Origin of the sequence: Mesorhizobium neociceri (assembly GCF_013520985.1) — a bacterium.
In the GTDB taxonomy this organism is placed as follows: Bacteria; Pseudomonadota; Alphaproteobacteria; order Rhizobiales; family Rhizobiaceae; genus Mesorhizobium; species Mesorhizobium neociceri.
This window is the reverse complement of the sequence record NZ_JACDTY010000003.1, coordinates 198,775-212,794: the sequence shown is the minus strand read 5'-3', so window position 1 is coordinate 212,794 and position 14,020 is coordinate 198,775. Positions and strand designations below refer to the sequence as shown.

The following is a 14,020-nucleotide window of genomic DNA, read 5'->3' as shown; positions in this document are numbered from 1 at the left end:
GCCCTCCATCTTGTCCAAGGCTGGACTTGCAAGCGGGCCGGCAACGCCACATCTTGCATCTTATGAGCGACAAGAAGCAGCCCGTGCCCGCAAAGGCCAGTCCTGCGCCGGTCAAGCCTCATTCCAATGCCGGCGAGATCGACGCCTTTGTCCGTCAGGCACGGGCGCTTGCCGCGTTCGCGACCGGTTCGGGGCGGCTGATCCTTGCGCTCGACGCGACGATGAGCCGCCAGCCGACCTGGGATCTCGCCACCAAGCTGCAAGGCGAAATGTTCGATGCCGTCGGCAAGGCCGGAACCCTCGGTGTCCAACTGGTCTATTTTCGCGGACTGGGTGAATGCCGGTCCTCGGCCTTCGTTGCCGATACCAACGCCCTGAAGCAATTGATGACCCGGATCGATTGCCGTGCCGGTCACACCCAGATCAGCAAGGTGCTGGCGCATGCGCTGAAGGAAACCGCGACAGCCAAGGTCAACGCGCTGGTCTATATCGGTGACGCCATGGAAGAGGATATCGACGACCTGGCGCAGAAGGCCGGCAGCCTCGGCCTGCACGGCGTTCCCGTCTTCGTCTTCCAGGAAGGTCATGATTCCGGCGCAGAAAAGGCGTTCAAGGAGATCGCGCGACTGTCCAAAGGGGCCTGGTTCCGATTTGACCGGCGGGCCGCCGCGACCCTGGCCGGACTGCTTTCCGCCGTCGCCGTCTATGCGACCGGTGGATTGAAGGCACTTGAGGCAAGGGACAGGCCGGGAGACCGGCTGTTGATCGAGCATCTCAGGGGCGGCGGGAATTGATGGGCGCAATCATTGCACTTGTTGCACTGTTTCTGGTGCTGCTTGGCGCGGCGACGATTTTCGTCCGCGCCGATCCGCAAAAACTGGCAAGCGGCATGCGCACGCTCGGGCCGGTGCTTCTGGGGCTGGTTGGCCTCGCCGTGCTGGTGGTCGGCCGTGAAGGCATTGCCGGCCTCATCCTGGCCGCGGCCCTTGCCTGGTATGGTTCGGTGCGGATGAAGCGGCCGACGGTCGGGCTGGCGCCCGGCAAGCGCTCGACGGTGCGCACTGCTGCACTGGAAATGGAGCTTGATCACGATACGGGCGGGCTTGAAGGCCTGGTTCTGGCCGGCCGCCATGAAGGCAAGATGCTGGGCGCGATGGGCCTGGCCGAACTGCAGCAACTTTACCGCGAGCTCCCCGGCGACCCGGAGAGCCGTCAGCTGTTAGAGACGTATCTTGACGGCCGTTTTCCCGTCTGGCGCAAAGACGCTGAGGCGAACGGTGGCGAAGGGCTGGGTGTTGCGCCAGGTGCGGGCGCCATGACTAAGGAGGAGGCCTACAAGGTCCTTGGTCTTGAAGCGGGGGCCGCCGCGGCGGATGTCCGCAAGGCGCACCGCCGCCTGATGCAGCGCCTGCACCCCGACATCGGCGGCACGTCTTTCCTGGCGGCGCGGATCAATGAAGCCAAGGACGTCTTGCTCTCCAATCACAACTAACTCCTTCGACGCAGTAAATTTCCGGGAGATGGTTTCGGCGCCGCCCTATTGCTGGACGGCGTAGCAGGCGATCTTCTTTTTCTTCAGGGCGTTGCAGGCATTCCAGGCCGCGTCCTTCGAGCCGAAGCCGCCGAACCGGGCGCGGTAATAGGTCTCGCCATCCTTGTCGAAGGCGACGGTGAAGCCGGAGGCATCCGCAAGGACTTTGGGCGCCTGCTTGGCGGTCTTGTCGAGGAAAGCCTGGGCTTCGGACTGCTTGGGCGAAGACGCCACCTGGACCGCCCAACCCGACGGCACCGAGGCCGTGTTGACCGGGTCGACCGCCTGAGGGGATGCTGGCGTGGGTTCGGCGTAGGCGGCAACCATTTGCGCCGTTTCCACCTTGGGCGCCGTCACGATGACGGTCTTGACCTTCCTGGTCTTGACGACGGGTGCGGGTTCTTCGACCGCGGCCACCGTCTGTTCGTCAGCAGACTGCTCGTCGGCAGATGTCGGATCGTCGTTGGACGCCACGGCATCGTCTTCCATCACCGGCTTGTCGTCGGGCGTCGGCGCGTCGTGCTTGGGCAGGAAGACCTTGGCCAGCGCCTTGATCGGACTGTCGCCGCCTGCCTTGGCGACCAGGGCGCCGCCACCGCGGGTCGACGCGCGCGGCATGTAGGCGTTGATCAGCCCGGCCATCTGGTTGTCGCGGCTGCGGCCCGAAGTGCCGCCCATGACGACGGCGACGAGGCGTCGGTTGCCGTCGGAAACCGACGAGACGAGGTTGAAGCCGGAGGCGCGGGTGTAACCGGTCTTGATGCCGTCGACGCCCTTGATGCGGCCGAGCAGCCGGTTGTGGCCATTGATGCGCTGGCGCCCATAGAGGAAGGAGCGCTGCGAGAAGTAGCCGTAGTACTGCGGATAATGTTCCCTGAGCGCGATGCCGAGCATCGCCATGTCGTGGGCGGTGGTGAACTGGCCGGGATCGGGCAGGCCGTTGGCATTGCGAAACACGGTGCCGTCCATGCCGAGCTGCCGCGCCTTGGCGGTCATCATGCGGGCGAAATTGCTTTCGCTGCCGCCGAGCAATTCGCCGAGCGCGGTCGCCGAATCATTGGCCGACTTGGTTACCATCGACAGGATGGCGGTCTCGACCGAAACCGCTGCGCCGGCCTTGACGCCGAGCTTGGTCGGCGGCTCGGCCGCCGCCTTGGCCGAAAACGGCACCGGCGTGTTCTTGCTGATCCGGCCCTTCGCCAAGGCCTCGAAGGTCAAATAGAGCGTCATCATCTTGGTCAGCGACGCCGGGTAGCGCCGGCCGTTGGCATCGGACGAATAAAGCACCTTGCCGGTCTTGGCATCGACGACGATCGCCGACGACCTGGCGGCCATCGACGATGCGGCGCCCGCAACGACGAATGACATCGCCAAAGCGAGGATCATGATCGTTTTGAGGGGAGATACGGATTTTGAACCGAAGACCGACAACGCCTGACGCACTGATAGTTCCTTTGAAACTCATTGCCCTGGAGGCGGCAAAGGGATCCGTCCTCACTTGCTGTCAAACTATCGCGGCCTGCGTTACCAATCCGTTTATGGTAACCGGCGCGTTCACCATTTTCCTCGGGCTTGAGCCTTTGTTTAGTCGAATTTTAGCGGTTGCCGGCGCAGCGCGGCCCGATGCCGCGGAAATCTTGACTTTTGTGCAGCGCACAATATATTCTCCTGCATTGCACAACCGCGCTCAGGCAAGGGCGCTTTAAAAACCGCCAAGGGAAACGTGAAATGACCCAGACCTATGAGGACTTCTCGAAATACGGCAAAGAGTTTGCCGACACCGGATTGAAGAGCTTCGCTTCGCTCTCCAAGGGCGCGCAGGCGATCGCCACCGAAGCTGGCGAATACACCAAGAAGAGCTTCGAAGCCGGCAGCGCCGCGGTCGAAAAGCTGATCTCCGCCAAGTCGCTGGAAAAGGCGATCGAGATCCAGTCCGACTTCGCCAAGCAGAGCTATGAGAGCTTCGTTGCCGAGGCCACCAAATTCGGCGATCTCTATGCCGAGCTCGCCAAGGAGGCCTACAAGCCCTTCGAATCGATTGTCGCCAAGGCGAAGTAATTTCGCTCGAAAATACCAGGCACGGCCTTTCGGGCTTGCAAAACAGACCCGGTCGCGGATGCGCGGCCGGGTTTTTTCATGCCGGTTTCAATTCCGGGGCTTTGGCGGTTCACGATTTTGAAAATCGCCTGGGTTTGCCCACCTAGCCATATTGTCAGCTAACAAGAAGGGCTTAAAATCGTCCATCGAACACCTACATGTCGAACTCGCATGGGGATTCGAAAGAGGCAGGATACGTGACGATCGGTTTGACTGCCACGACAAGCGTGGTGCGGATGCAAAGTGACGGCGACGGCAATGAGGCCGGTCGCGGCACGGCCGTCATTACGCGCACGAAAACCAAGACCAAGAAGCCCAGCCTTTATCGGGTCCTTATCCTCAACGACGACTACACGCCCATGGAGTTCGTGGTTCACGTCCTGGAGCGTTTTTTTCAAAAGGACCGCGAAGCCGCCACACGCATCATGCTCCATGTTCACAATCATGGAGTGGGCGAGTGCGGGGTCTATACATTCGAGGTGGCCGAGACCAAAGTGTCCCAGGTCATGGATTTCGCCCGACAGAATCAGCATCCGCTGCAATGCGTGATGGAGAAGAAGTGAGGTAACATGCCGGCTTTCTCCCAAGGCCTGGAAAAGGCGCTTCACCAGGCGCTGACGCTCGCCAATGAGCGGCACCATGAATATGCAACCCTTGAACATCTGCTGCTCGCGCTCATCGACGACACCGAGGCGGCCGCAGTCATGCGCGCCTGCAACGTCGACCTCGACGAGCTGAAGCACACTGTTCTCACCTATATCGACACCGAGCTCGACAACCTCGTCACCGGTTACGATGAGGATTCCAAGCCGACCGCCGGCTTCCAGCGCGTCATCCAGCGCGCCGTCATCCATGTGCAGTCATCCGGCCGCGAGGAAGTGTCCGGCGCCAACGTGCTCGTCGCCATCTTTGCCGAGCGCGAGAGCCACGCCGCCTATTTCCTGCAGGAACAGCAGATGACCCGCTACGACGCGGTCAACTACATCTCGCACGGCATCGCCAAGCGCCCGGGCGCATCGGAAACGCGCTCGCCGCGCGGCGCCGATGACGAGCAGGGCGGCCAGAACGGCGCCGAGCCGCAGGAGGAAGGCGGCAAGAAGAAGCAGCAGCAGGATGCGCTGACGGCTTATTGCGTCAACCTCAACAACAAGGCCAAGGCCGGCAAGATCGATCCGCTGATCGGCCGCGAGAGCGAGATCAACCGCACCATCCAGGTGCTGTGCCGCCGCTCCAAGAACAACCCGCTCTATGTTGGCGACCCCGGCGTCGGCAAGACGGCGATTGCCGAAGGTCTGGCCAAGCGCATCGTCGAAGGCGACGTGCCCGAAGTGCTGCAGGACGCCACCATCTTCGCGCTCGACATGGGCACGCTTTTGGCCGGCACCCGCTATCGCGGCGATTTCGAAGAGCGGCTGAAGCAGGTCGTCAAGGAGCTCGAGGATTATCCGGGCGCCGTGCTGTTCATCGACGAGATCCACACCGTGATCGGTGCCGGCGCCACCTCGGGCGGCGCCATGGACGCGTCGAACCTGTTGAAGCCGGCGCTGTCGTCGGGCGCCATCCGCTGCATCGGCTCGACCACCTACAAGGAATTCCGCCAGTTCTTCGAGAAGGACCGTGCTTTGGTGCGGCGCTTCCAGAAGATCGACGTCAACGAGCCGACCATCGAGGACGCCATCGAGATCATGAAGGGCCTCAAGCCCTATTATGAGGAATTCCACAAGGTGAAGTTCACCAACGAGGCGATCAAGGCCTCGGTGGAACTGTCGGCCCGCTACATCAACGACCGCAAGCTGCCGGACAAGGCGATTGACGTGATCGACGAGACCGGCGCTTCGCAGATGCTGGTGCCCGAGGCCAAGCGCAAGAAGACGATCGGCATCAAGGAGATCGAAGCCACGATCGCCACCATGGCCCGCATCCCGCCGAAGACGGTTTCGGCCGACGACGAGAAGGTGCTGCAGGGTCTCGACATCGAGCTGAAGCGCGTCGTCTATGGCCAGGACACCGCGATCAGCGCGCTGACCTCGGCGATCAAGCTGGCGCGTGCCGGCCTGCGTGAACCGGAAAAGCCGATCGGCTCGTACCTGTTCTCGGGTCCGACCGGCGTTGGCAAGACCGAAGTAGCCAAGCAATTGGCTGCCTCGCTCGGCGTCGAGCTGATCCGCTTCGACATGTCGGAATATATGGAACGCCACACCGTTTCGCGGCTGATCGGCGCGCCTCCGGGCTATGTCGGCTTCGACCAGGGCGGCCTGTTGACCGACGGCGTCGACCAGCATCCGCATTGCGTGCTGCTGCTCGACGAGGTCGAGAAGGCGCATCCGGACCTGTTCAACATCCTGTTGCAGGTCATGGACCACGGCAAGCTGACCGACCACAACGGCAAGCAGATCGACTTCCGCAATGTCATCCTGATCATGACCACCAATGCGGGCGCTTCCGATGCGCAGCGCGCGGCGATCGGTTTCGGGTCGACCAAGCGCGAAGGCGACGATGTCGAGGCGATCAACCGGCTGTTCACGCCGGAATTCCGCAACCGTCTCGATGCGATCATCCCGTTCGGCTCGCTGCCGATCCCGGTCATCCATCAGGTGGTGCAGAAGTTCGTGATGCAGCTCGAGGCCCAGCTCTCCGAGCGCGGTGTCACCTTCGACCTGTCGCCGGATGCGATCGCCTGGCTGGCCGACAAGGGCTATGATGAGCGCATGGGTGCGCGGCCGCTTGGCCGGGTCATCCAGGAGCACATCAAGAAGCCGTTGGCCGACGAGGTGCTGTTCGGCAAGCTCAAGAAGGGCGGCACGGTGCGCGTCACCGTCGAGAAGAAGGAAACCGGCGAAACCGGCCTGAAGCTCGAATCGCTGGCCGACGAGGCGCCGGTGCAGCCGAAGCAGGAGCCGGAAGAAGCGCCGAAAGCGCGCAAGGCGGTGGCCAAGAAGCCTGTCGCCAAGAAGGCGGTGGCGCAAAAGCCGGAGCCCAAGGGCAAGGACGGCGGCAAGCGCAGCCTGGTGCCGCAACTGCCACGCAAGGGCTAAAAAATTCGCCAATGAAAAGGCCCCGGTGACGGGGCCTTTTTCATGGCTGGCCGATGTGCCGAAACAGCACTTTCAGGTCAGGCCGCGACGCCGTCGGGTGCGAAGCGAGCCAGGAAAAGACCGCACGCCTTCCAGATGGCGATCGAGATCAGCACGCTCGCATAGCCATCGACAGCATAGTGCCAGCCAAGGACGACCGAGCCGACCATGATGATTGCAGCGAATGTCCACATCAACAGACCAGCCAGCCGAGAGCGGCGTGTTGCATAAAGCGCGAAAAGCACCGCCATCGCTACATGCATGGACGGGAAGGCGGATATACCGAGACTGCCGGGGGTCGCCCCGATATAGCCGCTCCACAAAATGTCCTGCGTGCTGAGCGCCCAGATAGGATAGGACCGATTGGCAGCGGTGAGTGCTTGCATCAGGAAATGATAGTCGCTGCCGAGCCCCAGCCGCTCGTAAAAGCACGGCCCTGCCGAAGACAGGCCCATCGCCAGGAAGAACCCCGCCAGTATCCACACAAGCATGAAGCTCATCAGGAACTGGTGGCGCAGCTTCGTGTCGTTGCGCGTGATGCAAGCGATGAAGACCGAGGCGATGAGGACGACGAACCAGGAATTGTAGGCCAGGTTGAACAGTCTGACCGCAAGCGGCGACTGGACGATAAACCATAGCCATTCATGGGGAGCTCGACCGAAATGCAGCGCCCGGTCGGCCTGAGCCAATGCGTGGTCCCACGCGAATGGCGAAAGGATCGCGACCGCGCCCTTCAACACACCGAAAGCGGATATGAGCGCGATGCTCGCAGCCAGACCATTGAGGCTGTTGGCGTTGCGCTTGGCGTTGCCGAAGAAGCTCGCCATCGATCGCAGAAAAGTGCCGAGCGGTTCGCGATCCCGCTTGATGAGCGCAAGGTGAAAAAAACTGCCGAGTGCGAAGGCACAGCCGCCTATCCAGAAAGCGAAGAGAAGGTATTGGGCGTAGTCTTCCAGCACGCTGAAATCCGGCATGTTTCCGGTACGCAGGCCGACCGCGGCTGCCAAAAGCAAGGAAACGATGGCCATCGCGTGCAGCAGCCGATGTCGCCGGTATGCGTCCGCCAGGATGCTCAGAAAGAGCCGCCCGGCAACTGCCTTTGCCAACGGCTCCGATGTCGCAACCGAATTTCCCATGGTTTTTGAGAACCCAAACGCATCACAGTGTGCGGGAAGCTACCACGGGGTGGCTTGATACTTCCCTAACCGATCCAAATGGATTTTGCCTGAGCGCATCGCCCGAGGCGCCCCACCTCAACCGTTCAGCACTGCCCGGATCTTGCCCGCGTTCTCAGCCAGCACTTCGGGCTTCTCCATCTGTCCCGTATGCGGCTTGAGCGCGATGCCTTCGAAGCGAGGGATGACGTGCACATGCAGGTGATAGACGGTCTGGCCGGAGGCCGGTTCGTTGAACTGCAGGATGGTGACGCCGTCGGCGCCGAAAGCCTTTTTGACCGCCATTGCAACCTTCTGGACGACCGTGAACAGCGGGCCGAGCGCCGCCGGATCGGCATCGAGCAGGTTGCGCGACGGCGCCTTCGGCACAACCAGCGTGTGCCCGGGCCCTTGCGGCATCACATCCATGAAGACGACCACCGCGTCATCCTCGTAGACACGGTGCGAGGGGATTTCGCCGCGCAGGATCTTTGCGAAGATGTTGCTGGGGTCGTAAGTCATGGCGGCGCTCCGGGAGTATGCTCCCGGTTTAGCGAAGCTGCCCCGGACCGACAAGCCAGGTCAGGCGAGATCGGCCCATGTCGGCTTCGACCAGCGCGCGATCGAAACGCCGTTCCTTTGTCGAGGCGATGTTGAAACAGGCGACTGGATCGTCGTTGCACAAGGCGGCACGGCTGGCGAGCACGGATCGAACCGCACCCGGGACTGCAAGACCGCTATTCCTCAAGGTCCTTGCGGAACGGCGTATGCTCTTCCAGAATTTCGCCCATCCGCTCGACTTCGCGCCGTTCGCGCCGGAGATAATCGGCCACAGCATTGCGCAGGCCGGGATGTGCGATGTAGTGCGCCGAATGCATGGTCACGGGACGATACCCGCGCGCCAGCTTGTGCTCGCCTTGCGCGCCGGCCTCGACCACCTTCAGCTTGCGCTCGATGGCGAAGTCGATGGCCTGGTGGTAGCAGACTTCGAAATGCAGGAACGGGTGGTCCTCGATGCAGCCCCAGTTGCGCCCGTAGAGCGCATCGGAGCCGATGAAGTTGATGGCGCCGGCGATATAGCGGCCATTGCGCTTGGCCATGACCAACAGAATGTCGTCGGCCATGCGCTCGCCGATCAGCGAGAAGAACTTGCGGTTGAGATAGGGCCGGCCCCATTTGCGGCTGCCGGTATCCATGTAGAAGGCGAAGAAATCGTCCCAGGCCTTTTCGGTCAGGTCCTTGCCGGTCAGCCGGTCGATCGAGATATCGTTTGCGAGCGCCTCGCGGCGCTCCTTCCTCATCGCCTTGCGCTTGCGCGACGCCAGCGTGGCGAGGAAATCGTCATAGGTCGAAAAGCCTTCGTTGAAGAAATGGAACTGCTGGTCGGTGCGGTGCAGGAAGCCGGCCGCCTCCAGCGTCTCGACGTCGCTTTCCTGCGCGAAGGTCACATGCGCGGACGAGACACCGAGCTTTTCCGTTACCGCCTTCAGGCCCGCCGCGAGACCTGCCTTTACAGTTGCGCTGTCCTCGCCCTTGCTGACCAGCAGGCGAGGGCCGGTGACCGGGGAGAATGGCACGGCGCATTGCAGTTTCGGATAGTAGTTGCCGCCGGCGCGTTCGAACGCATCCGACCAGCCATGGTCGAAGACATATTCGCCCTGGCTGTGCGATTTGAGATAGCAGGGCACCGCGCCCAGCAATCGGCCGTCTGCGTTCTCCAGCCGGAGGTGATGGCCCTGCCAGCCGGTGCGCCGCACGGCGCAGCCGGAATCCTCAAGCGCGCTCAGAAAAGCATATGAAACGAGAGGGTTATAGCCGTTTTCTGTGCCGCCGCGCGTGGTGCCGGCAAAGCCGTTCCACTCATCGCAGGTGAAGGCATTAATCCCAGCGGCGATGCGGATGGAAAACTCCGCATTCGCCGTTTGCCCATCGCCTTCATCACCCTGATCCATGACGCTTATTTAAGCTCTGTCGGGGCCGCTACAAGTCACGTTTCAGACACTCCCGTCAGGCGACTTTGACCAGATCGGGTTCAAACCCTTCGAACGTCATCTGGTCAGCATATTTGAAGGTGAGATCGACCGCCGGCTGGTCATGCACCGTCCAGGTGATCACAGGCATTTTCAGCTTTTCGCGCACGAAGCTGACGAACGGGTTCGGCAGGTCGCCGGCGGCATAAGAGGTGAAGGCGAGGTCGTGCGCCAGCATGGCGAAATGCGCCTCGATCAGCCTGATATCCTTGCCATAGGCCGTCAACCCGCCCGGAATGCCCGGCGCGTCCTTGGGGAAATCGCGAACCAGCCAATGGTCGAACGACATGATCGCCGCCTTGCCCTTGTAGCGCTTCAGCATCTTGCCGACGCTGGCCACCAGCCCTTCGTCATAGCCGGGCACGCCCTTCAGTTCGACGACCATCGGCACGCGGCCGTCGACCAGGTCGAGCACTTCCTGCAGCGTCGGCACGTGGTCCTTGGTGCCGCCGATCCTGAGTGCCGCCAGTTCCGCCGCCGTACGCTGCCAGACGAAGCCGTCCTGGCCGGTGAGCCGCTTGAGGTCGCCGTCATGCATGATGACGGGAACGCGGTCGGACGACAAATGCACGTCGCATTCGATCGCATAGCCGCGCTCGGCGGCCGCAGCGAAGGCTGATAGCGTGTTCTCCCAGCGCGTCTTGTTCATATCATGGAAACCGCGATGGGCGACGGGCCGCTCGGTCAGCCAGGAAAGATCGGTCATTGCTCAGTCCCTGCTTATGCGACTTCGAAGACGGCTTCGATTTCCACTGCGGCATTAAGCGGCAGCGACGCGGTGCCGACGGCTGATCGGGCATGCTTGCCGCGTTCGCCAAGGACGGCGACCAGGAAATCGGAGGCGCCGTTGGCGACCAGATGCTGCTCGACGAAATCCGGCACTGATGCGACGAAGACAGTGATCTTGACTAGACGCTGGATCTTTTCGAGATCGCCAAGCGCTGCCTTGGCTTGCGCCAGAATATTGATTGCGCAGTATTTTGCGCCTTCCTTGCCGGTTGCCGTGTCGACGTCGCGGCCGAGCAGTCCGCTTGCCTGCAGTTTGCCGTCCTTGAGCGGCAATTGCCCCGCGGTGAACAAAAGATTGCCGGACCTGCAATAGGGCACATAGTTGGCGGCGGGCGCTGCGGCGGCCGGTAACGTCACGCCGAGATCGCTTAGCCGCTTTTCGATTGTTTCACTCATGGTATTTCCCTATTGCTTGGAGACGCCGCGCTGGCAGGGGCCGAAATTGCTATTTTTGCCTCGCTTCCGCCACGACTTTTTTTAAGCTGGACCATCTTTCCCTGCGGCCTGCCATCAGCCGCGACGATCGGAGCCCCCTATGCGCGCAACGCGCCTTGCCTTCCACGCCGTTCTTGTCCCAGCGCTGTTCTCGATCGCTCCCGCCTTTGCCGTGCCGGCGCTGCAGGCGCATCGCGCCGTCTACGATCTTACCCTCAGCAAGGCGTCGGACCGCTCGGGGATCACCGGCATTTCCGGCCGCATGGTCTATGAGTTCAACGGCTCGGCCTGCGAGGGCTATACGGTAAAATTCCGTTTCGTCACCCAGATCGTCACCGGTGACAACACCAGGCTGACCGACCAGCAGACGACCACGTTCGAGGACGCCGAAGGCAAGACCTTCTCGTTCGTGACCAAATCCTTCGTCGACCAGAATCTCGACAAGGAGGTCAAGGGCACCGCCACGAAGGAGACCAAGGGCCTCAAGGTCAACATCGACAAGCCCGAGAAGAACAGCCTCGAACTCGCAGCCACCCAGTTCCCGACCCAGCATCTGGTCGAACTGATCGGCAAGGCTGAGAAGGGCGAGAATTTCTACGAGACCAGCCTGTTCGACGGTTCGGAGGACGCCAACAAGGTGATGACCACCACCGTCATCGTCGGCAAGAAGACCGACGGCGACAAGGCCGATCCCGAAGCGCCGGCGCTGGCAAAGCTCGCCGGCGACAAATACTGGCCGGTCGACATCGCCTATTTCGACGCGACCGACAAATCGGGCGAAGAGGTGCCGGAATACCGCATCAGCTTCAAGCTGCATGAGAACGGCATCACCCGTGACCTCACCATGGACTATGGCGAGTTCTCGATGACCGGCAAGCTGGTCAACCTGTCGCTGTTCGACCAGACCAAGCCTTGCCCGATCTCGAAATAACAACAGGGCGGAGCTGGCCACGGCAGGCTTGATGGCGGTCTATGTCGATGCGGCGATCTGGAAGTGGGCCGGCCATCGCTGGTGCCATCTGATGGCCGACGATACCGACGAACTGCATCGTTTCGCCGCCGAGCTTGGCGTCAAGCATTCGTCCTACCAGGGCCCGCCCAAGACATCGGCGCCGCACTATGACATAACCGGCTTCGAGCGCGACCGCGCGGTGCGGCTCGGCGCCATCGAATGCAGCCGCGAGGAGATCGTCGCGATCTTCCGGCGTGTGCGGGTACCCAACGGAAAGGGCCGATCGTGACAGTAACGGCATTCCTGGCCTATTGCCTTGCCATCACGCTTGCCGCCGCGACGCCGGGTCCGGCGATGTTCACGGTGATCACCAACGGCGTGTCGCGCGGCTTCCTGCGCGCGTTCGTCGCCGGAATTGGCATCGCCGCCGGCGATGCCGTGCTGGTCACTCTGGCACTGCTCGGACTTGTGGCGCTCGCCCAGACTTTCGAATGGGTGTTTCTCCTATTGAAATACGCCGGTGCGGCCTACCTGATCTTCCTCGGCATCAAGATGTGGCGGGCCGCCGCCACGCAGTCGGCCATGCAGGGGATGCCTCAAACCAGATTGTCGCGGTCGTTCCTGCTTGGCGCATCCGTTGCGCTCGGCAACCCGAAAGCGATCCTGTTCCATGCCTCGATCATGCCGCTTATCCTCAACCTCGACACCATGACGTTTGCCGATGGCCTGCTGGTGGTCGCGGTGGTCGTTAGCGTCAACATTGTCACCATGGGCGGCGTCTATGCGGCGCTGGCGGGCCGGGCGTCCGGCTGGTTCAGGACACCCAGACGCATGCGGCTGATGAACAGGTTTGCCGGCAGCGCCATGATCGGCACCGGAGCACTGATTGCCGCACGCTGAGCGGTAAAGCGCCTCACCGCTTGCGTTTGCAGCACTTCCCCTCTATATGCGCGCTCATTCCACACACGGACTTTGGTGTCTGCCCGGGAGAAATCCGGCTGAAACCTCCGGTGGCGTTCGAGGACAAAGTCCAAAAATGCCTGTGTCCGTGGAGGCTAACCGGAAAGGACCTTTGAATGGCACTGCCTGATTTCAGCATGCGCCAGCTTTTGGAAGCTGGCATTCACTTCGGCCACCAGACCCACCGCTGGAACCCGAAGATGGCGCCCTACATCTACGGCGCCCGCAACAACATCCACATCATCGACCTCTCGCAGACGGTGCCTTTGCTGCACCAGGCGTTGAAGCAGGTTTCCGACACTGTCGCCAAGGGCGGCCGCGTGCTGTTCGTCGGCACCAAGCGCCAGGCGTCGGACATCGTCGCTGACGCGGCGCAGCGTTCGGCCCAGTACTACGTCAACTCGCGTTGGCTCGGCGGCATGCTGACCAACTGGAAGACGATCTCGAATTCGATCCAGCGCCTGCGCAAGCTCGACGAGATGCTGGCCGGCGAAGCCCAGGGCCTGACCAAGAAGGAACGCCTGAACCTCGACCGCGAGCGCGAGAAGCTCGACAAGGCGCTGGGCGGTATCAAGGACATGGGCTCGACGCCCGACCTGATGTTCGTCATCGACACCAACAAGGAAGCGATCGCCATCCTCGAGGCCAAGCGCCTTGGCATCCCGGTCGTCGCCATCATCGATTCGAACTGCGATCCGGACAAGATCGACTTCCCGATCCCCGGCAATGACGACGCCGCGCGCGCCATCCAGCTCTATTGCGATCTGATCGCCAAGGCCGCTATCGACGGCATCGCTCGTCAGCAGGGCGCGCTCGGTGTCGACATCGGCGCCTCGGTCGAAGCTCCGGTCGAACCGGCGCTCGATCCGACCCCGGCGGCCGAGACCCCGGAAGCCTGATAGTCGAAGGCCGGTCCCGGCCTTCATCTTTCTAATATTTTGCCACGCTAAACGGACGCATCACCGAGTACCGGTGGTGCGTCGGTGCATTTAAAACAA

16 protein-coding genes are annotated in these 14,020 nt (G+C 62.0%); 10 read left to right on the top strand and 6 right to left on the bottom strand.

Translation table 11 applies throughout. The annotated features are described in order from the left end of the window. Positions 1-62: 62 nt before the first annotated feature. Entirely contained in the window at positions 63-794 is a 732-nt protein-coding gene (locus tag H0241_RS08950; protein WP_181057070.1) for a vWA domain-containing protein, read from the top strand. Further along, positions 794-1,492 carry a DnaJ domain-containing protein gene (locus tag H0241_RS08945; RefSeq protein ID WP_181057069.1) on the top strand — a complete coding sequence of 233 codons (699 nt, stop codon included), beginning with the start codon at positions 794-796 and terminating at the stop codon, positions 1,490-1,492. The genes H0241_RS08950 and H0241_RS08945 overlap by 1 nt, the downstream gene beginning before the upstream one ends. A gap of 45 nt (positions 1,493-1,537) precedes the next feature. Here the strand turns inward: H0241_RS08945 and H0241_RS08940 are convergent, their stop codons facing one another. After that, positions 1,538-2,917: an SPOR domain-containing protein gene (locus H0241_RS08940; RefSeq protein ID WP_210284824.1), complete on the bottom strand. Its 1,380-nt coding sequence runs from the start codon at positions 2,915-2,917 to the stop codon at positions 1,538-1,540. Positions 2,918-3,259: 342 nt separating this feature from the next. Here H0241_RS08940 and H0241_RS08935 point away from each other — a divergent pair, with 342 nt between their 5' ends. From H0241_RS08935 to clpA, 3 genes are all read left to right on the top strand, one after another. Then, positions 3,260-3,589, top strand: coding sequence for a phasin family protein (locus H0241_RS08935; RefSeq protein WP_112561625.1), 330 nt, complete (start codon positions 3,260-3,262; stop codon positions 3,587-3,589). Positions 3,590-3,864: 275 nt separating this feature from the next. After that, entirely contained in the window at positions 3,865-4,191 is a 327-nt protein-coding gene (gene clpS / locus H0241_RS08930) for an ATP-dependent Clp protease adapter ClpS (RefSeq protein ID WP_023671012.1), read from the top strand. Positions 4,192-4,197: 6 nt separating this feature from the next. Then, positions 4,198-6,663: an ATP-dependent Clp protease ATP-binding subunit ClpA gene (gene clpA, locus H0241_RS08925; protein ID WP_181057067.1), complete on the top strand. Its 2,466-nt coding sequence runs from the start codon at positions 4,198-4,200 to the stop codon at positions 6,661-6,663. A gap of 77 nt (positions 6,664-6,740) precedes the next feature. Here the strand turns inward: clpA and H0241_RS08920 are convergent, their stop codons facing one another. Continuing rightward, positions 6,741-7,391: a phosphatase PAP2 family protein gene (locus tag H0241_RS08920; RefSeq protein ID WP_235984191.1), complete on the bottom strand. Its 651-nt coding sequence runs from the start codon at positions 7,389-7,391 to the stop codon at positions 6,741-6,743. Between H0241_RS08920 and H0241_RS35590 the strand changes: the two genes are divergently transcribed. Then, on the top strand, positions 7,365-7,847 hold the full coding sequence (locus H0241_RS35590) for a hypothetical protein (RefSeq protein WP_235984190.1): 483 nt from the start codon (positions 7,365-7,367) through the stop codon (positions 7,845-7,847). The two genes, H0241_RS08920 and H0241_RS35590, sit on opposite strands and share 27 nt — an antisense overlap. A gap of 108 nt (positions 7,848-7,955) precedes the next feature. Here the strand turns inward: H0241_RS35590 and H0241_RS08915 are convergent, their stop codons facing one another. The 4 genes from H0241_RS08915 to H0241_RS08900 form a co-directional block, all read right to left on the bottom strand. After that, entirely contained in the window at positions 7,956-8,378 is a 423-nt protein-coding gene (locus H0241_RS08915) for an HIT family protein (protein WP_181057066.1), read from the bottom strand. Positions 8,379-8,593: 215 nt separating this feature from the next. After that, positions 8,594-9,808: a GNAT family N-acetyltransferase gene (locus tag H0241_RS08910; RefSeq protein ID WP_181057065.1), complete on the bottom strand. Its 1,215-nt coding sequence runs from the start codon at positions 9,806-9,808 to the stop codon at positions 8,594-8,596. A 55-nt stretch (positions 9,809-9,863) separates the two neighbouring features. Then, positions 9,864-10,592 (bottom strand): glycerophosphodiester phosphodiesterase, encoded by a 729-nt coding sequence (locus H0241_RS08905; RefSeq protein WP_181057064.1) that lies wholly within the window; start codon positions 10,590-10,592, stop codon positions 9,864-9,866. Between the two features lie 14 nt (positions 10,593-10,606). Continuing rightward, complete coding sequence (locus tag H0241_RS08900; protein ID WP_181057063.1) at positions 10,607-11,071, bottom strand: RidA family protein; 465 nt, start codon at positions 11,069-11,071, stop codon at positions 10,607-10,609. A gap of 139 nt (positions 11,072-11,210) precedes the next feature. Between H0241_RS08900 and H0241_RS08895 the strand changes: the two genes are divergently transcribed. From H0241_RS08895 to rpsB, 4 genes are all read left to right on the top strand, one after another. After that, the gene (locus H0241_RS08895) at positions 11,211-12,041 is read left to right on the top strand and encodes a cell envelope integrity EipB family protein (RefSeq protein WP_181057062.1); all 831 of its coding nucleotides are present in this window, start codon (positions 11,211-11,213) and stop codon (positions 12,039-12,041) included. A 31-nt stretch (positions 12,042-12,072) separates the two neighbouring features. Further along, positions 12,073-12,351 (top strand): DUF4031 domain-containing protein, encoded by a 279-nt coding sequence (locus H0241_RS08890; RefSeq protein WP_181057061.1) that lies wholly within the window; start codon positions 12,073-12,075, stop codon positions 12,349-12,351. Further along, positions 12,348-12,962: a LysE family translocator gene (locus H0241_RS08885; protein WP_181057060.1), complete on the top strand. Its 615-nt coding sequence runs from the start codon at positions 12,348-12,350 to the stop codon at positions 12,960-12,962. The genes H0241_RS08890 and H0241_RS08885 overlap by 4 nt, the downstream gene beginning before the upstream one ends. Before the next feature lie 176 nt (positions 12,963-13,138). Further along, the gene (rpsB, locus tag H0241_RS08880; RefSeq protein ID WP_142865747.1) at positions 13,139-13,921 is read left to right on the top strand and encodes a 30S ribosomal protein S2; all 783 of its coding nucleotides are present in this window, start codon (positions 13,139-13,141) and stop codon (positions 13,919-13,921) included. The last annotated feature ends 99 nt before the right edge of the window (positions 13,922-14,020 follow it).